This window comes from Geobacter sp. SVR (genome assembly GCF_016865365.1).
In the GTDB taxonomy this organism is placed as follows: domain Bacteria; phylum Desulfobacterota; class Desulfuromonadia; order Geobacterales; family Pseudopelobacteraceae; genus Pelotalea.
This window is the reverse complement of record NZ_AP024469.1, coordinates 4,655,012-4,672,638: the sequence shown is the minus strand read 5'-3', so window position 1 is coordinate 4,672,638 and position 17,627 is coordinate 4,655,012. Positions and strand designations below refer to the sequence as shown.

Genomic DNA, 17,627 nt, shown 5'->3' with positions numbered 1-17,627 from the left:
ACAAGAACCCCTATGCTCCATCTCAAACAACTTTCAAAAGACTTCGCCGGTAACCCCCTTTTCACCGAAATCTCCTGGCACCTCAAAAAGGGCGAGCGGGTCGCCCTGGTAGGGGAAAACGGCGCCGGCAAATCGACCCTGATGAAGATTATCGCAGGCCAGTCGGAACCTTCCAGCGGTGAGATCCAATTCGCCCGCGGTGCGCGGGCCTCGTACCTGCCCCAGGACGGCATCGTCACCTCGGGCGTAATGCTGTTCCACGAGGCGCGCTCCGCCTTCGGGGAGCTGCTGGCCATGGAAGAGGAACTGCACCGACTGGGCCAGGAGCTGGAACGGCAGCCCCACGATTCGGTCGAGCACGAACAGACGCTCCACCGCTACGGCGAGCTGCAGGAGCAGTTTCGTCATCGCGGCGGCTACACCATGGAGGCCGAGATCGGCACAGTGCTGAAAGGGCTCGGGTTTGCCCAGGAGGACTGGTACCGCGATTGCGGCGAGTTCTCCGGCGGCTGGCAGATGCGGATCGCCCTGGCCCGGCTGCTCCTGCAGCGGCCGGACGTGCTGCTCTTGGACGAGCCGACCAACCACCTGGACATTGAGGCCCGCAACTGGCTGGAAGAGTATCTCTGCAGCTATCCCGGCTCGGTGATCCTGGTCTCACACGACCGCTTCTTCATGGACCAGGTCTGCAGCCGCATCGCCGAGATCTGGAACAACACCATCACCGATTACCACTGCAGCTATACCCGCTATCTGAACCAGCGCGAGGAGCGCGTGGCAGCCTTGCGCGAAGCCAAGCGCCTCCAGGATGAAGAGGTGCAGAAGACCGAGGATTTCATCCGCCGCTTCCGCTACCAGGCCAACAAGGCTTCCCTGGTCCAGTCGCGCATCAAGCAGTTGGAAAAGGTCGAGCGCATCGTGATCCCGCCCGAGCGCAAGCGCATCCGTTTCCAGTTCCCGGACGCCCCCAAGAGCGGCAAGGTCGTGATGGAGCTGAAACGCCTGACCAAGGGCTACGACACTAAAATTGTGCTCAACGGCGTCGACCTGGTGATCGAGAAGGGTGAGCGGGTCGCCCTGGTCGGCCATAACGGGGCCGGCAAATCGACCCTGATGTCGGTGCTGGCAGGCGCCCCGTTCCAGGGTGGGGAGCGGTTGCCGGGCCACAACGTCCATATGGACTATTTCGCCCAGGATCAGGCCAACGTGCTCGACTTCGAGCGCAGTGTGTGGGACGAGATCTACGCTGACGCCCCCTACGAGATGGTGCCCCGGCTGCGGGACATCCTGGCCGCCTTCCTGTTCGCCGGAGACGACATCCACAAGCGGGTGGGCGTGCTGTCCGGGGGCGAGCGCAACCGCCTGGCCCTGGCCAAGATGCTTCTGCGCCCCTCCAACCTGCTGCTGATGGACGAACCGACCAACCACCTGGACCTGTTCAGCAAGGAGGTGCTGCTGGATGCCCTGCGCTCCTTCGACGGCACGGTTGTGTTCGTGTCTCACGACCGCTATTTCGTCAATGGCCTGGCTACCCGCATCATCGAGGTGGAGGGGGGCGGGTTGACCGATTACTACGGTGATTACGAGTACTATCTGGAGAAAAAGGCCCAGACAGCCGGCGAACCGGCGGCCGGGGCCCGGCCGCTGCGGTCGTCCGTCTCTGAGTCACCTCAGGCCGAGATAGCCAAAACGGTAGCCCGCTCCGCCGACCCGGCCCCGCTGCCGCCGGTCACGAAGGAGGAGCGCCTGCGCGACCGCGAGGAGCAGAAGCGCCGCAAGCGCGAGGACGACAAGCGTCAGAAACGGCTGGGAGAGGTCGAACAGGAGATTGCCCGCACCGAGAAGGCTGTTGCAAAACTGGAAGAAGAGATGAATGCCCCCGGTTTCTTCGACGACCCCGAGCGCGGTGCCGTAGCCGGGGAGCAGCATGCCGAGCTGAACCTGCGCCTGGAAGCGTTGTATGGTGAGTGGGAGGAGTTGTCGGGGTAGTATTAACCCAGCCGCGGTGCATTTTGCAGGATATGACGAGAGGATCTATGGCAGTGGCCATAGGTCCTTTTTTGATGCCTGACAATTATTCTTCTACTGACTCATCGCTTACGGCTCAAGATTGTCATTAATGAGGCATCGAATACCTGACACAGATTGGTTGGGTAACCTTTTAATAATACTAATTCATAAACCAGACCGCGCAAATCACCATGCATTGCTGAGACCTAATACTACGTTAGTATTTATAAGAAAGGAGGATGCGTCATGAAAAGCACACCTATCAGAAAACCTGAAAACGATATCATGCTCTCGCCGGGAAACGCAGCTCTGATCCTGATCGACTATCAACCGCCGCAAGTTTCTACCGTTGAGTCAATGGACAGGTTGATGCTCATCAACAACGTTGTGGCGCTTGCCAAGACCGCACAGTTGTATAAGCTCCCCATTATCCTTTCGACGGTCAACGTCAGCAACGGCGTGAACGAAGACACGATTCCACAGCTGGCTGAAGTGCTTCAGGGGGTGGAGCCTATTGACCGCACGAGCATCAATTCGTGGGAAGACCAGGAGTTTGTGGACGCGGTGAAAGCCACCGGCCGTAAAAAGCTCATTATGTGCGCACTCTGGACGGAGGCGTGTCTCTTATTCCCCACCCTTGATGCACTGAATGAAGGCTTTGAAGTATATCCCGTGACCGATGCGGTCGGCGGTACGTCACCCGAAGCACACCGCGCCGCCCTGGAGCGCATGGTTCAAGCGGGAGCACGACCGACAACGTGGAACTCGGTTCACTGCGAGTTGCAGCGTGATTGGAATCGCATCGAAACCGTGCCGGGCTTTATCCAGACATTCATTGAGCACGGGCGGGCAGGTTGGTTCTTCAATCTCGAAACGCACCGGAAAAAGAAATAACAGTCTTCGTTGCGCTGAGTTGAGCCATGAGCGGCAGCAAATCGGCACTTGAGGTGGGGTAGTTGACGTAGAAAAGGTTGGGAGAGACCTCGAGGGGTCGGATCTACACAATGGACATGTGTAGGCCCGACCCCGGATAGTTTGCCTGTTATGAAAGGATCGAGTCCACTGGCGTGCACTCCAGGCCAAAGGCCTCGGCCACCCCGCAATAGGTCACCTTGCCGTTGGCTATGTTGATACCCGCCTTGATCGCCGGATTCTCACGAGCCACCCCCTGCCATCCCTTGTTCGCCAACGCCACCGCATAGGGTAACGTCGCGTTGGTGAGCGCCACCGTGGAGGTCAGGGGCACTGCGCCGGGCATGTTGGCGACGCAGTAGTGCAGGATGCCGTCCACCTGGTAGGTCGGCTCCGTGTGCGTCGTGGGGCGGGATGTTTCGAAGCATCCACCCTGGTCGATGGCGACATCCACCATGACCGAACCGGGCTTCATGGTCTTGAGCATCTCGCGGGTTACCAGTTTGGGAGCCTTGGCGCCTGCCACCAGTACCGCACCGATGACGGCATCGGCCTCCTGTACCAGTTCGCGGATCGTGGCGGGCGACGACATGACCGGGAAACAGTTCTTGGGCATGGTTTCGGAGAGATGGCGCAGCCGCTCCAGGCTGCTATCGAGGAGGTAGACCTTGGCCCCCAGTCCGCAGGCCATCTGGGCCGCGTGGGTGCCGACCACCCCGCCCCCCAGCACCAGCACGGTGGCCGGCAGTACCCCGGGGACCCCGCCCAGCAGGATGCCGCGTCCCCCCTGGGCCCGTTCCGCATATTTGGCGGCCTGCTGGGCAGCCATCCTGCCTGCCACCTCGCTCATCGGGGTCAGGAGCGGCAGGGAATTGCCCGGGCCGGTGATGGTTTCATAGGCCACGGCAATAGCCTTGCTCTTGATGATCGCCCGGGTGAGCGCTTCGTCTGCGGCAAAATGGAAGTAGGTAAACAGTATCTGACCCGGGCGGATCAGGTCATATTCGGAGGGTTGCGGCTCCTTGACGTGCATGACCATATCGGCGCTGCCGTAAATTTCCGCCGGGGTCTCCACCATGACGGCACCGGCCTGCTCGTAGGCCTCGTCGCTGAATCCGCTGCCGGTACCGGCGGACTTCTCCACCAGCACGGTGTGCCCGTTGCTCTTCATGACCTCCACGCCGGCCGGCGTCATGGAGACCCGGTTCTCCTCGATTTTGATTTCCTTCAGAATCCCTACGATCATTGTGGCTTCCTTTCTGGTTGATTGCTCTTTTCCGGGCTCGCTACGGGATTCTCGCTTTCTGCCAGGCATGGCAGAGTCGGGGGCCGGCCGCTTTCCAGAAGAATCTGCGCTTCGCAGTTTATCAGAAAGTGAGTGGTATTTTCTTGTGAATGCATTTTAAAGTAAGTAATATTTCACGGAATATTTCGCAAGAAAGGCGTTTTGATGCAGAATCTTGATATTACGGGCATCGACAGGATCGATCGAACCATTCTGTCGGTACTGCAAAAGGACGGACGTCTGTCAAACGTGCAGCTTGCGGAGATGGTCGGGCTGTCGGAGTCGGCCTGCCTGCGCAGGGTTCGCATGCTGGAGCAGAGCGGCATCATTGACCGCTATGTCATGCTGGTGAACCAGAGCGCCATAGGGAAAGCTGGCAATGTATTCGTCAGGGTGACCCTGGACGGCCAGCAGCGGGAGAAGCTGAGTACCTTCGAAGAGGCTATCTGCACGGTTCCCGAGGTGATGGAATGCTACCTGATGTCCGGAGACGTGGATTACCTGCTGCGGGTCATTGTGCGGGATACCGACGATTACGTCCGCCTGCACAACAAGCTCACTGGTCTGCCGGGGGTATTACGGGTACAGTCGTCCTTTGCGCTGCGGACGGTTTTGAGCAAGACAGAGCTGCCGCTTGAAACGGCTGGCTGAGACGATTATCGGAAAACCTTGAGGCAGCGACCAGGCGTTGCGCGCGAGAAGCATGCTGAGCTAGGGTGGATATTTATCTCAGAGTAGATTGTGTTTACATTACTTTGAATTTTGTAATATAGATTCTGCTCGGCATTAACTGATTATTGCTCTGTGTGGGGGATAAAATGAGGATTATGTTTTTATCATTGATTGTCATGATTTTTTTGATCACCGGTTGTACTTACACGGGCGCCATTAGAGATGATTTCTATGCCGCCACTCAAAAAGAGAGTGCGAAGATTAATTTGACAGTTGGGGTTGTCGACACCTCAAAGAACAAAAATAAGGCTTTTATTTTCGGTGGTGGCGGCTATTCAGTCGATATTAAACTTGGAGCTATAGCAAATGGATTACAATCAGAACTTTCTACCATATTTGAAAAAGTTATACTGACAGATGGTAAAAGATGTAGTTTTTGTGACCTTAATGTAACTTATGAATCTATATGGAAAAATACTTTAATAAATACTACGAGTGGTAACCTTACTTTTGATACGGCATTGAAGGTAAATTTTACAGATGCAAAAAATACAACAATTCATAATTTTGTTGCAACAGATACCGCTATGTATAACACACCGGGTTCGGTTCATGCATTGGGCTTTATAACCGGGTTCACATTGTTCGCCCTATCGCCAATCACTATACCAGCAATAACAAATGTAATAGGAGAACATGCTGAGCAGGTTTTAGAAGAAACATTAAAAAGACAAATTTCACAAATCGGTGAGAAGGTGGTACTCGAGCCATCTCTTAAAGAATTCTCTGTAAAGAACTGGAGTAACAATACCCCGGATTCTGCCAGCCAGCATGTTTCCTCAAAATATGATGATCTTATGGATGCAGTTACAATTATCCGAACAAGTAGTGGATTTGGCTCTGGATTTTTTATTTCCAAAGATGGTCTTATTGTTACTAACGCTCATGTCGTTGGTAATAATGGTAATGTATCGGTGAAGCTCCGGGATGGTCGGACGTTATTAGGAGACGTAGTTAGGCGTACAGAAGCTTTCGACTTAGCTATCGTTAAGGTTAAAGGGAGCGGTTTTACTTGGTTAATGATTGAAGATGCCGATGAAGCTCCTGTGGGTACAGATGTTATTACAATCGGTACGCCAAAGGGACTTGAATGGACAGTAACCAAAGGTATCGTAAGTGCAAACCGAAAAGAGGTGCGTGGCATAAATGTCGTCCAGACCGATGCTGCCATTAATGCTGGTAACTCAGGGGGACCGCTTATTTCTTTAAGCAGCGGTAAAGTACTTGGAGTAAATGCATTTACTCTTTTTCGTAACCAGCAAGCTCAAGGGCTAAATTTTGCTGTCAGCTCCAAGGAGGTAGCTAAAATAGTTAATTCATTGCCAAGGTGAGAGAGGGCTCACTGTTACTCGATTCGCTTGACTCTCTTGGATCGCCATGCAGGCTTATGTGACAGAGAAACGCCACTGAAGAATAGTTCTGGAGATAAAACATGTCCCGGAATATCTGCCGGGACATGTTCTCTATCTGCGCGAGGAGCGAAAATCGGGTCTGGGTGTGCGATCGTGGGATGCCATGAAGAGCAATAAAGGGGCGGGCACCTAATTATGAAAGAGACCGACGGGCTTCGTTACGCTGGTGCACCTCGTTACCCTTTAATGCCGGCTTGGATTCTGGCGCTTGTGGAACCGATAGGATTAGCGGCTAAACTGGTTCCACAATTCCTGTTTCCACTCATCGGATTACCGCACATGATGCACTTCCTCAATAGAATATTCCATACTTGCCTCATTTCAGGCATCGCCCTGAGTCCGTTGTCTGCTGTAGCTGAACCGCTTGTAACTCCCATAACAGCACTTGTAGCACCAGTGGATGGCCGGCCGCAATACCCCCTGACCAGGACGGAATCGATAGCCTGTGGCCACTGGGATAAAAATTCCCAGGATTATCCTTATTTTGGCGCTCCACGGTCCCGCAACACCCGTAATCATGCCGGAGTAGACATATACCCTGCGGGAGGCGCCGGTTCGCCGGTCAAGGCCCTGGCCGACGGGGTCATACTCAAAATCGCCCCCTTCTATACCCGGGCAAACGGTGAAGTTACCTACGGGGTGCTGGTGGATCATGCCGATTTTGTCGCCAATTATGCCGAGCTTGAGAAACCCGAGATCACGGTTTCAGCGGCTATCAAGCAAGGGGAGGCAATCGGCAGGGTAAGCGGCACCAGGCAACTTCATTTTGAACTCTATACGAAAGGCACCACCGATTGGCTGCAATGGTACGGGAAACAGCCCGATAATCTGTTGGACCCGACGGATATGCTCGTCAAACTGTTATATCCGAATGCCGCCTCCCCCGGAAAGTCGGACGGTATGGCGGCCGAAAGCTACTCAAAAACACCAGCGAACTGATGCGGCTGGGATTCCGAGGAAACGTTATGCTTGATTTTTAAGGCGGCCAGATAGTCGCCTTTTCAATTTTCCGCTCGCGCCGCGCCTTCCCACATACCTCATCCCCACCTGCTATACTTTAGATAACTACTGCGATAACTCCACAAGCTCGGTTCTCTTTCGATGCAGGGCGCCGAGCCGCGGGAAACGAGGTCACATGATGAAGAGGTTGAAATTCTGCACGATCGGTTGTGGTCTGGCTGGAGCGGCACTGGTGGCTGCCGGGATCTCCCGCCAGATGCGGCGGATGGATTTCAAGGGCGCTTCGGTGGTCATCACCGGCGGCTCGCGCGGACTGGGGCTGGAGCTGGCCCGGCTGTTTGCCGCGGAAGGAGCCAAATTGTCCCTGCTGGCCCGGGATGTGGACGAACTGGAGCGGGCCGGACTGGAGCTGGAACAGCAGGGGGCGGACGTGCAGGTCTATCGCTGCGACGTGGCCGATCGCCGGGAGGTGGAACAGACAGTGGCGGCGATTGCTGCGGCGCGCGGGCGGATCGACGTGCTGGTCAACAATGCCGGCATCATCCAGGTGGCCCCGGCCGAAAACATGGACCTGAATGATTATGACGCCGCCATGAAGATCCATACCTGGGGGCCGCTGTACACGATCCTGGCCGTTACCCCCCACATGAAACGGCAGCGGGGCGGGCGGATCGTCAACATCTCCTCCATCGGAGGGCTCGTATCGGTGCCGCACCTCCTGCCCTACTGCATGAGCAAGTTCGCCCTGACCGCCCTCTCGGACGGCATGCGGGCCGAACTGGCCCGCTACGGCATCCGGGTCACCACCGTGGCGCCGGGACTGATGCGTACCGGATCGCACGTGCGGGCCGATTTCAAGGGGCAATACCGGAAGGAATTCGGCTGGTTCTCCCTCTCCGGAACCAATCCGCTCTTCTCGGCCAACTCCCGGCGGGCGGCGCGCGAAATCGTCGCGGCCTGCCGCTACGGGAAATCGCGCCTGATCATATCGCTGCCGGCCAAGCTGCTCAACCTGACCAACGCGGCCCTGCCCGGCCTGTTCGCCAGCGGTGCACGTCTGGCGGCCAGGGTCATGCCGGGACCGGCTGCCGGTGGAAACAGGCTGCACAGTGGGCTGGAAAGCACCTCGGCGGTTTCACCCTCCATCCTGACCCGTCTGGGGGATCTGGCCAGCCGACGCAACAACGAGGTGTGACGAACCGGCCATGCTGTGAGGTCGCTATCCTGGAAACGGTTGAGATTCTTTGGGCAGAAGGGGAAGACCGGTTGACGGTTCGTGGTCAGGCGGGGAAAGGGCATGCCCGGAGGCGACAGGAACAGCCTCCGGGCCGAAACATTCAGAAGCCGCAGCGCCTCAGTGCACCGTCGCCTTCAGCTCGACCTTGAGCCAGCCGGACTGGCGCAGATCAAAGGCGCGGTAGGCGTCGATGGCTGCATTGAGCGACTCGCGCCGGGAGAGGATCTTGAGCGGATCGATGGTGCCGCCGGCAATCAGGTCCAGCAGGAAGGGAATGTATTTGCGGTGGTTGCAGTTGCCCATCTTGAGAGTCAGGTTCTTGCCCATGGCCTGTCCGATGGGGAAGAGATGCACCGATTCCGGATATACGCCGACGATGGAAAAGGTTCCCGCCTTGGCCAGGGCTTCCACCCCCCACATCAGTGCCATGGAGGGGGCGGTCCCGGGATGCCAGTTGTCACCCTCGAAATGCGTTTGTGGCGCCACCTGGGCCAGCTCCTGCTGGAACTCCTGCTCGTGCTCCCGGAACTGGGCCGCGCCCGGCCCGGAACGGGGCGCCTCGGCATCGACCCCCACCGCGTCGATGGCCCGGTCGCAGCCGATTCCGCCGGTGAGCTGCTTTATCATCTGCACCGGATCTTCCTTCGAAAAATCGATTACCTCGGCCCCCTGCTGCTGGGCCGCTTCCAGCCGCGACGGGATGCAGTCGACGGCAAAGATGCGCCCGGCCTGAAAGAGTTGCGCACTGGCAATGGCAAACTGCCCCACCGGACCGCAGCCGAATATGGCCACGGTATTGCCCGGCTTGATTTCCGCCAGCTCCGCCGCCATATAACCGGTGGGAAAGATATCCGAGACCAGGATGGCCTGGTCGTCGCTGACCCCCTCGGGGATCTTGACCAGTCCGACGCTGGCAAAGGGAATGCGAGCCTTCTCGGCCTGCAGGCCGTGCAGTCCCCCCGATTTTTCCGGGCCGCCGAAAAAGCAGGTGCCGGCTTGCGGCCCGTTGGGGTTGGCATTGTCGCATTGGGCATAGTAGCCTGCCCGACAGTATGAGCAGTAGCCGCAGGCCACGGTCGAAGGAATCAGCACCCGGTCCCCCGCTTTCAGATTGCGCACCTCCGGACCCACCTGTTCCACCACTCCCACCCCTTCATGCCCCAGGATCGTGCCCGGTTTCATGCCGCTCATGGTGCCGCGCACCATGTGGAGATCGGTCCCGCAGATGGCGCTGGCCGTAAGTCTTACAATGGCATCACCCGGCGCTTCGATCATGGGCTCAGCCACATCTTCGATTCTGATATCGCCCACTCCCTGCCATACGACTGCTTTCATGAAGTACCTCCAAATACTTATGTGATGAGGTCAAGCTACTTACAATAAGTGTAACAGCACAAGTTGCTATTGCAATTTGCACATTAAAACGTATTTGTTGATTAATAGCATAATTAAAGTGCCACTTGTGTGTTGTTAATCGATAAATGGGTGATAGTATTTACATAAGTCGTGATAGCGACTATTTTGCAACACGGGAGGCAGATTATGGCGATTTCACGTGGTGGTGGGCGTGGTACCGGCGAATCCCCGGCCAACGTTACCAAGAACCTGAAAGGGATGCATTTCCCCGCCAGCAAGAAGGATCTGATCCAGCATGCCCAGCACGAGAAGGCCGAATCGGTGGTCATGAGCAAGCTGCAGAACCTGGAGGATCGCGAATACCAAAGCATCACCGATGTGATGAAAGGGTATGGCAAGGAACAGCGGGAAGCGGGTAAAGGCAGGAGTTCTTCGACGCATTCCGGAAAGCACTGACACAAAGAAAGGGGGCCGATCATGCGATCCGGCCCCTTTATTCGTGCCCGATGATTCCGTGTAAAGTGCGTTACTGCCGGCTGTACAGTCCAATCAGCTGGGCACTTCCGAGAACGTGCCCTTCCATGGCCGCTTCGAGCTGCTGTTTGGACGATCCCCCCGCCAGCGGCAGCAGCCGGTCCAGTGCAAACAGCCTGAAGATATAGCGGTGGCTTCCTGACGGTGGGCAGGGGCCGCCGTAAGCGGTCCTACGGAAATCGTTTCTCCCTGCCATCGCTTCTTTGGGGGAGGAATTCTCCCCGATTTCAGCCTGATGAGGAGCGATGTTCCACAGTAGCCAGTGCACCCACAACCCGGAGGGAGCATCGGGGTCTTCGACGATCAGGGCAAGCGATTTGGTGCCGGCCGGGATGTTCTCGATGTGCAGCGGCGGGTTGATGTCGTCTCCGTCGCAGGTATAGCGGGACGGGATCTGTTGATTGTGGGCAAAGGCCGGGCTGGAAATTTTCATGGCTTCCATCGCACTACCTCCTCGGATCCCTGTGGTGCGGTGCATCTGCCTTCAAGTATAGTGCGGGGTGGTAGCGCCGCAAGTCCGCGGCACGGTGGATGGAGGGTGTGCAGATTGGTAATCTCCGCGTTCAGTTGAAGAGCGCCGGAATTTCCTGCAGGGAGGAAACCACGTTCTCGGGTAGCAGTCCGGCAAAAGGCCAGAGCCGGTCGCGCCTCATCACCCAGACGGTGTGCAGACCGGCGGCAGAGGCGCCGCAGATATCCCAGCTGTGGCAGGCAACCATCCAGGCCTCTTCCGGCTCGATGTGGAGGCGGTCGAGGGTATAGCGGTAGGGTGCGGGGTGCGGCTTGCATTTTTCGACTTCATCCGCGGAAATGACCGCCTCGAAGAAGTCGGACAGCTCGGCGCGCTGGAGCAGGGACATGGCAGCCGGTCGGGCGCTGTTGGTCAGGACCGCCAGGCGCACCCCTTTGGAGGCCAGTTTTTTAAGGCATGCCCGGGCATCCTCCATGGGGGGCAACTGCTTGAGGAGTTCCAGCAGCGCGGGGATCGAAACATCGTTCAGGGCCTGAATTTCAGTCAGATTGGTCAGCGAGAGTTCCGCCGCATCCCGGAACGGAAGATACCGTTCAGCCAATGTCGCCGCCATGGTTGCTGTCAGAATCTCATGAAACCAGCAGTCGCCCCGGAGCCCTTCTTTTTCCAGCCGCTCCGTGATCGGGTCGATCGAGAGCAGGGTTCCCACCAGATCGAAAATCACCACCGCCATGGACGCCTCCTTTGGTAAGGCACGAGGGAATCACGGCTCTCCCAGCTCGACCTCCGTATCTTCCACATCGATCATCTCGACTTCGAAAAACAGGTCTGCTCCGGGTTCGGGAGCCTGGCCCACCGGCTTGACCGGCAGGTCGTTCTGGAATACGATCTCGTCGTCCTGACCTGCTCCGGGTTCGTCCGCATATCCGTCTCCGGCCATGCCGGCCGCATATCCCGGCCCGGTGGGGGCCTCGTCCAGTTCAAAAGGGTATTCGGCCAGTTCGGCCGCCGTGATCCTGATGGTGCGGAAGTCTCCGGGATGCATCCCGATCACTCCCTTTTCCAGGCTGGGGATGGTGTACCCCTCGCCGATGATGAATTCGAGCTGGTCCCGCTCGGCATAATCGTAGATGGTGTCGTCTTCGTACCGGCAGATGAAGCGGATGGTAACCTTCTTGCCCTCGTCGGCTTCCATGGTTCCTCCCCCCGCCTGGAAAAGCAGCCTTTCCGGGCGGAAACTAGTTAAATGATATAATGGTTGATAACGGTGTCAAGACGCGCCTGACGCGAACAAACGGCCATGTGCCGATAACGGGCCACAAGGAGGAACCCATGCCGGAACTGCCCGACCTGACGGTATTCGCTGAAAATCTCCACCGCCGCCTGGCCGGCGGCCGCATTACCGCAGTGCATAGGCACGGCAGCGGCGGACGGCTGAACGTGTCCCCCGCAGAGCTGTCCCGCGCCCTGAGCGGCGCCACCATCGAGCGGGTCGAGCGGGCCGGCAAGGAGCTTTGTTTCCGGATCGGCAACGGCCGGCTGCTGTACATCCACCTGATGCTGAATGGCGGCTTCCGTCTTGCAGCCCAGCCGCTCCAGCGCTCTGCCGGGGATGCCATCATCAGCATCGACTTCGAGCAAGGGGTCTGCCTGAGTCTGCACGATCCCAAAGGGCTGGCAACGGTATCGTTGGATCCCCCACGGGACCAGGGAGTGCCGGACGCCCTGGATGTGGATGCCGGACTGCTGAAGCGGCTGATCGCCGGCAAGCCGCGGACACTGATCAAAGCGCTGCTGATCGACCAGAAGATCATCCGGGGTATCGGCAACGCCTATGCCGACGAGATCCTGTGGCAAGCCCGCATCTCACCCCGCTCGTCAGCGGGCAAGCTGCCGGATGAGGCGGTGGAGGCGCTGGCAGCCGCGATCAGCTCGGTGCTGCTGGATGCCGCGCAGCAGCTGCGGAAACGGCATCCCGATATGATCGCCGGCGAGTTCCGGGAATTCCTGGCCGTGCACAATCCCGACCGCAGGGAATCTCCCGGAGGACGGTCGATCCGGGTGGAGACGGTTTCGTCGAAGAAGACCTACTTCACCGATGAGCAGGTGCTTTACTCGTAAATGCCGAAATGATACGGAAATAGGGCTACCCTCGGTAATGTCATTCCGAAAATATGAATCCGTGAAGCCTTCCAGCCTTCATTCGCTACCCATGCCTCTGCTCTTGCGTTTCCGGTATCAGAAGCATTTCCTCGTAGGTGAGGCGGTATTGCCGATATGAAGCGGAGCCAGCGACGATCGAGCCCCGGCATGGCGCTCATTTCGGCTTCCAGGCTTCACGGATTCAGGTTTCAGAGAATAGTTTTTTTTGCTGCGTGATCCATATCTACGGTGTTTAAATTGCCTTGAGCTTGGGTTTGACACCGGTACGATCCTGTTTTATGGTGTACATGCGTTAATTTCATGTTTCTGAGAGGAACGGCGATGAGCACACGTATCGAAAAGGATACCCTGGGAGAGATGGCAGTCCCTGCCCAGGCCTACTATGGAGCCCAGACCGCACGGGCAGTTCGCAACTTTCCCATTTCCGGGCTGAAACCGCACCCCTCCTTTGTGTGGGCCACGGTAATCATCAAGAAATGCGCGGCAATGGCCAACATGGCCACCGGCCGGCTTCCGGCGGAACTGGGAGGGGCGATCGTGGCGGCGGCTGACGAAGTGCTGGCGGGCCGGCTGAACGACCAATTCGTAGTGGACCCCTTCCAGGCCGGCGCTGGTACTTCCCATAATATGAACGTCAATGAGGTGCTGGCCAACCGCGCCCTGGAACTGCTCGGCCGCCAGCGGGGGGATTTCTCGGCCCTGCACCCCAATGATCACGTCAACATGGCCCAGTCCACCAACGACGTCATTCCGACCGCCATCAGGCTGGCTGCCCTGGAACTGCTCGATCCCCTGCTGGAGGTGCTGGAGGAACTGGAGCAGGCGCTGGCGGACAAGGGGCGCGAGTTCGACGGCATCCTCAAATCGGGGCGGACCCATCTGCAGGATGCGGTCCCGATCCGGCTGGGGCAGGAGTTCGGCGCCTATGGCATGGCGATCCGCAAGAACCGCGAGGGGCTGGAGGCCTGCATCCCGGCCCTGCTGGAACTCGGCATCGGCGGCACCGCGGTCGGCACCGGACTGAACGCCGAGCCGGCATTCATAGGGAAGATCGTGGAAGAACTGGCCCTGGCAACCGGTTTCCCGCTGGTGGCCAGCGCCGACCTGTTCGAGGCCATGCAGAACATGGATCCTTTCCTGGCGCTCTCTTCGGCCCTGCGCCGCACTGCGGTCACCCTGGGGCGCATCGCCAACGACCTGCGGCTCCTGTCGTCCGGCCCGCGTACCGGTCTGGACGAGATTCGCCTGCCGGCGGTGCAGCCCGGCTCGTCGATCATGCCGGGCAAGATCAACCCATCCATGGCCGAGATGGCCAACATGGTCTGCTTCCAGGTGATCGGCTGCGATCAGGCGGTCATGCAGGCAGCCCAGGCCGGCCAACTGGAATTGAACGTGATGATGCCGCTGATCGCCTACAACCTGACCTTCTCGCTGGAGATTCTCAGGAACTGCGTGCAGAAATTCACCCAATCATGTATCATCGGAATCGTAGCAAATCAGGAGCGCTGCCGGCGCTACCTGGAGGATTCGCTGGGGCTGGTGACGGTGCTGGCGCCGTATATCGGCTACAACGCAGCAGCCGAAGTGGCCAAGGAATCGATCGCCAGCGGGCGCTCGATCCGCGAAATCGTGCTGAGCCGCGGTCTGATGCCGGAAGCGGATCTGGAAGAGGCCATGCGGCCGGAATACCTGACCGAACCGGGACTGCCGCTGGAGAAATAAGCTTCACTCAAAGAAGCAGGGAAGGAATTCTTTGATTCTTTGACACCATACTGTTTTTAAAGGAGAACGAGATGAAAGCGGAAGTCGAAAGGGTATTGGAAATGGTGCGCCCCGGCCTGCAGGCCGACGGCGGCGATGTCGAACTGGTGGAGGTGACGGAGGATGGCGTCGTCAAGGTGCGGCTGAAAGGTGCCTGCGGCAGCTGCCCCATGTCCACCATGACCCTCAAGATGGGTATCGAGCGCGCCATGAAGGAGCAGGTTCCGGGCGTCAAGGAAGTGGTTCAGGTCTGATCCAGAACTACCCACGAGCATGAAGGCCCCTTGGAGACGATCCAAGGGGCCTTTTTTTATCCTGCCGGCTGCGTGATTCCGCAGCCCGGCGGTTGCCCTGTCCCCATTCCCCTCGCGTTGACTTGCCCTTTCGCCACGTTACACTTTTAGCAGGCTGCTGAAATTTGCTGCGGGACCCTTCCCGGTAGTTGGACATAACGCTGCATGCCGAGCATGCGACCGAAGCCTCTGCCGACATCTTCCATGACCTGAAGCTGGACCGGCGAAAACATCCGCTGAAGCCTCTGCCGGAGGATAAGGAACTGGTGTGAACCGGTGACCGGAAAAGGAGGAACAATGCCCCAGTCCCAAGGAACGACGAATCTGTCCCGAGGAACGTTGAAGCTGCCTCTTCTGGAAGAAGTGCGCCGGGCCTGCCGGCAGGTGGCCGAGCAGGCGGACTCGGTCGAAATAGATACTGCGGCCATTGACAGCTATGCCGCTGCCCTTCCGCCGGACCGGCTGCTCCAGCCGGAGATGGAACCCGCTGTCCATTACCTGTGGCACGGCCGTGAGACGGTGGCCTATTATTTCACGCTCGGTGCGGTCAATTTCGGTTCCGGCTATTTCCCCGAGATCCTGACCAATCACCGCAAATCCGGGTATCGCCTGATTGCCGCGGCGCTCACGCGGCACTTCGCCGGCTATGGCCCGATACCTCCAGAAAATCTGCGGCGCATGTCCCTGGCCGACTGCACCCGGCTCTTCCGCCTGAAATTCACCAACCACGCCGTCCAGGAATTGATGAAGCTCTACACCCGTGCGCTGAACGACCTGGGCGGCTTTGTCTGCGACCGCTTCGATGGTGATTTCTCCGGTGTGGTGGAAGCGGCCGGCCGGTCGGTGGAGCGGCTGGTGCAGCTGCTGGCCTCCATGCCGCTGCTGGATGACCGGGCGCACTACCGTGGGATGACGGTGCCCTTTTACAAACGGGCCCAACTGAACGCGGCCGATCTATGCATCGCTTTTGCCGGACAGGGGGTGGGGCGTTTCGATGACATCGACCGGCTGACGATCTGCGCCGACAATCTCGTGCCGCATGTGTTGCGCCAGGATGGGATTCTGCGTTACCGGGACGATCTGGCGGAACGGATCGACCGGGGAGAACCGCTGGCTGCGGGCTCGCCCGAGGAGGTGGAGATCCGCACCTGCAGCGTGTATGCGGGAGAGCTGCTGGTCGAGGCGCTGCAACGGCGGGGGGTGCGGGTCAATGCCATGACGCTCGACAACTTCCTCTGGCACCGGGGGCAGGGAACAGCCTACCGCGCCCGTCCCCGGCACCTGACGCGGACTACTTTTTATTGATCTTTTAGGACCACAACAGTCGCGACTTTGAGCGCAATCAACGGCAGCGGAGCACGGATCGACTACGTGCGCGGTCAGATCTGATCGGTTCAGGCTTAGGCCGCTAGCCGGCCTGAGATCTGCGCGCAGCATTCTGAGGGTGCTGGCCGTGGACAGGCCATAGACCAAGTGGGCTCAGGATGGCCCCGGCTACCTGTCCCGGTTTTTGCCGGGTAACGCGCGGCATCAACCCGGTCGCCGGCAGCCATCCCAGATACCCGGCGGCCCAGGTGGCCAGTCCAAGTGCCGTTCCTTCCATGATCAGGTTGGTCTCCTTGCGGTGCAGCAACTCGTACAATACAGCGAAGGTGAGCCCATATCCGAAACCGAGCACCTGAGCCGAGGCTTTTTCCAGGGTCTGCGGGATCCTTTCCCGCGTTTGGGGCGACAGAAGCTCTTCCGCCTGCTCGACCATAAATTCTCCCGGATGCTGCTTTATCGGCGGCATCTCCTCAGGCACCGCCTTCTGTCCCGCTGCCTGCATGGCCTGGATCACTGCAGTCCCGGCCAGCCCGGCCACTATGCCCGAAGCCACCCGTTTGATCACCGTGCGTCCCTTCATGGCGAACCCCCTTGATTGGAGTTGTTCCTATAAAAATTGTACAACCCCGAAGAGGCAAGTCCAGGCCCTGCCGCGTGATGTGGAAGTGGCTTCGGGGGATGCCCTGCAGCAGTAAAGGCGGCTTTGGCCGCTTGTGTTGCTTGACCGCTTGCAATATCGGCGGTGAACGTTACAATTGCACGTCCTGGAGTGCAGACAGCAATTATGAAAGGAGGACAGCATGAAAGTCCTGATAGATTTATGCATTGTGCCGCTCGGCGTGGGGGTGTCGCTTTCCCCGTACATTGCGGCCTGTGAAAAGGTGCTGACCGAGGCGGGGCTGAAGACCGCTTTGCATTCCTACGGCACCAACATAGAGGGGGAATGGGACGCCGTGTTTGCTGCGGTCAGGCGATGCCACGAGGTGGTACATGAGATGGGGGCGCCGCGCATCACCACCACCATCAAGCTGGGCACCCGGACCGACCGCGAGCAGACGATGGAGGACAAGGTAAGGAGCGTCAAGGAGAAGCTTTAAAATAACCCCCACCAGCAGACCACTTCTGCGCAGGTTAAACCGGCCATCGCTTCCGGCGCAGAAGCTCTCCCTCTCCT

General features: G+C 58.4%; 19 protein-coding genes. 13 read left to right on the top strand and 6 right to left on the bottom strand.

The features are described from left to right. Positions 1–12 precede the first annotated feature (12 nt). On the top strand, positions 13–1,989 hold the full coding sequence (locus tag GSVR_RS21720; RefSeq protein WP_173197819.1) for an ABC-F family ATP-binding cassette domain-containing protein: 1,977 nt from the start codon (positions 13–15) through the stop codon (positions 1,987–1,989). Between the two features lie 267 nt (positions 1,990–2,256). Continuing rightward, positions 2,257–2,904, top strand: coding sequence for a hydrolase (locus GSVR_RS21715; protein WP_173197816.1), 648 nt, complete (start codon positions 2,257–2,259; stop codon positions 2,902–2,904). Between the two features lie 148 nt (positions 2,905–3,052). Here the strand turns inward: GSVR_RS21715 and ald are convergent, their stop codons facing one another. Beyond that, positions 3,053–4,168: an alanine dehydrogenase gene (gene ald, locus GSVR_RS21710; RefSeq protein ID WP_173197815.1), complete on the bottom strand. Its 1,116-nt coding sequence runs from the start codon at positions 4,166–4,168 to the stop codon at positions 3,053–3,055. Positions 4,169–4,372: 204 nt separating this feature from the next. On the opposite strand from ald, the gene GSVR_RS21705 reads away from it, so the two are divergent. From GSVR_RS21705 to GSVR_RS21690, 4 genes are all read left to right on the top strand, one after another. Beyond that, complete coding sequence (locus tag GSVR_RS21705; RefSeq protein WP_173197813.1) at positions 4,373–4,858, top strand: Lrp/AsnC family transcriptional regulator; 486 nt, start codon at positions 4,373–4,375, stop codon at positions 4,856–4,858. Positions 4,859–5,025: 167 nt separating this feature from the next. Continuing rightward, positions 5,026–6,270, top strand: a complete 1,245-nt coding sequence (locus tag GSVR_RS22270; protein WP_173197811.1) for a S1C family serine protease — start codon at positions 5,026–5,028, stop codon at positions 6,268–6,270. 216 nt (positions 6,271–6,486) lie between these two features. Next, positions 6,487–7,290 (top strand): M23 family metallopeptidase, encoded by an 804-nt coding sequence (locus tag GSVR_RS21695; protein ID WP_173197809.1) that lies wholly within the window; start codon positions 6,487–6,489, stop codon positions 7,288–7,290. A 196-nt stretch (positions 7,291–7,486) separates the two neighbouring features. Then, on the top strand, positions 7,487–8,506 hold the full coding sequence (locus GSVR_RS21690) for an SDR family oxidoreductase (RefSeq protein ID WP_203978748.1): 1,020 nt from the start codon (positions 7,487–7,489) through the stop codon (positions 8,504–8,506). A gap of 159 nt (positions 8,507–8,665) precedes the next feature. On the opposite strand, the gene GSVR_RS21685 is transcribed toward GSVR_RS21690, so the two are convergent. After that, on the bottom strand, positions 8,666–9,883 hold the full coding sequence (locus GSVR_RS21685; protein WP_173197807.1) for a zinc-dependent alcohol dehydrogenase: 1,218 nt from the start codon (positions 9,881–9,883) through the stop codon (positions 8,666–8,668). 207 nt (positions 9,884–10,090) lie between these two features. On the opposite strand from GSVR_RS21685, the gene GSVR_RS21680 reads away from it, so the two are divergent. Next, positions 10,091–10,360: a DUF2795 domain-containing protein gene (locus tag GSVR_RS21680; protein WP_203978747.1), complete on the top strand. Its 270-nt coding sequence runs from the start codon at positions 10,091–10,093 to the stop codon at positions 10,358–10,360. Positions 10,361–10,430: 70 nt separating this feature from the next. Here GSVR_RS21680 and GSVR_RS21675 read toward each other — a convergent pair whose 3' ends face one another. From GSVR_RS21675 to GSVR_RS21665, 3 genes are all read right to left on the bottom strand, one after another. Further along, the gene (locus GSVR_RS21675; protein ID WP_173197805.1) at positions 10,431–10,880 is read right to left on the bottom strand and encodes a YbhB/YbcL family Raf kinase inhibitor-like protein; all 450 of its coding nucleotides are present in this window, start codon (positions 10,878–10,880) and stop codon (positions 10,431–10,433) included. 121 nt (positions 10,881–11,001) lie between these two features. Next, a complete protein-coding gene (locus tag GSVR_RS21670) occupies positions 11,002–11,643 on the bottom strand; it encodes a haloacid dehalogenase type II (protein WP_173197803.1) in 642 nt (213 codons plus the stop codon). Positions 11,644–11,673: 30 nt separating this feature from the next. Further along, complete coding sequence (locus GSVR_RS21665) at positions 11,674–12,105, bottom strand: FKBP-type peptidyl-prolyl cis-trans isomerase (protein WP_173197801.1); 432 nt, start codon at positions 12,103–12,105, stop codon at positions 11,674–11,676. Positions 12,106–12,242: 137 nt separating this feature from the next. On the opposite strand from GSVR_RS21665, the gene GSVR_RS21660 reads away from it, so the two are divergent. The 5 genes from GSVR_RS21660 (at position 12,243) to GSVR_RS21645 (ending at position 16,432) form a co-directional block, all read left to right on the top strand. After that, positions 12,243–13,031 (top strand): DNA-formamidopyrimidine glycosylase family protein, encoded by a 789-nt coding sequence (locus GSVR_RS21660; RefSeq protein ID WP_173197799.1) that lies wholly within the window; start codon positions 12,243–12,245, stop codon positions 13,029–13,031. A 363-nt stretch (positions 13,032–13,394) separates the two neighbouring features. After that, on the top strand, positions 13,395–14,795 hold the full coding sequence (locus GSVR_RS21655) for an aspartate ammonia-lyase (protein WP_173197797.1): 1,401 nt from the start codon (positions 13,395–13,397) through the stop codon (positions 14,793–14,795). A gap of 71 nt (positions 14,796–14,866) precedes the next feature. Beyond that, a complete protein-coding gene (locus tag GSVR_RS21650; protein ID WP_173197795.1) occupies positions 14,867–15,088 on the top strand; it encodes a NifU family protein in 222 nt (73 codons plus the stop codon). Between the two features lie 188 nt (positions 15,089–15,276). Continuing rightward, a complete protein-coding gene (locus GSVR_RS22230; protein WP_255569636.1) occupies positions 15,277–15,399 on the top strand; it encodes a hypothetical protein in 123 nt (40 codons plus the stop codon). Between the two features lie 25 nt (positions 15,400–15,424). Beyond that, positions 15,425–16,432 (top strand): queuosine salvage family protein, encoded by a 1,008-nt coding sequence (locus tag GSVR_RS21645; RefSeq protein WP_173197793.1) that lies wholly within the window; start codon positions 15,425–15,427, stop codon positions 16,430–16,432. Between the two features lie 103 nt (positions 16,433–16,535). Here GSVR_RS21645 and GSVR_RS21640 read toward each other — a convergent pair whose 3' ends face one another. After that, on the bottom strand, positions 16,536–17,033 hold the full coding sequence (locus GSVR_RS21640; protein WP_173197791.1) for a hypothetical protein: 498 nt from the start codon (positions 17,031–17,033) through the stop codon (positions 16,536–16,538). A 220-nt stretch (positions 17,034–17,253) separates the two neighbouring features. Between GSVR_RS21640 and GSVR_RS21635 the strand changes: the two genes are divergently transcribed. Then, positions 17,254–17,550, top strand: coding sequence for an MTH1187 family thiamine-binding protein (locus GSVR_RS21635; protein ID WP_173197789.1), 297 nt, complete (start codon positions 17,254–17,256; stop codon positions 17,548–17,550). The last annotated feature ends 77 nt before the right edge of the window (positions 17,551–17,627 follow it).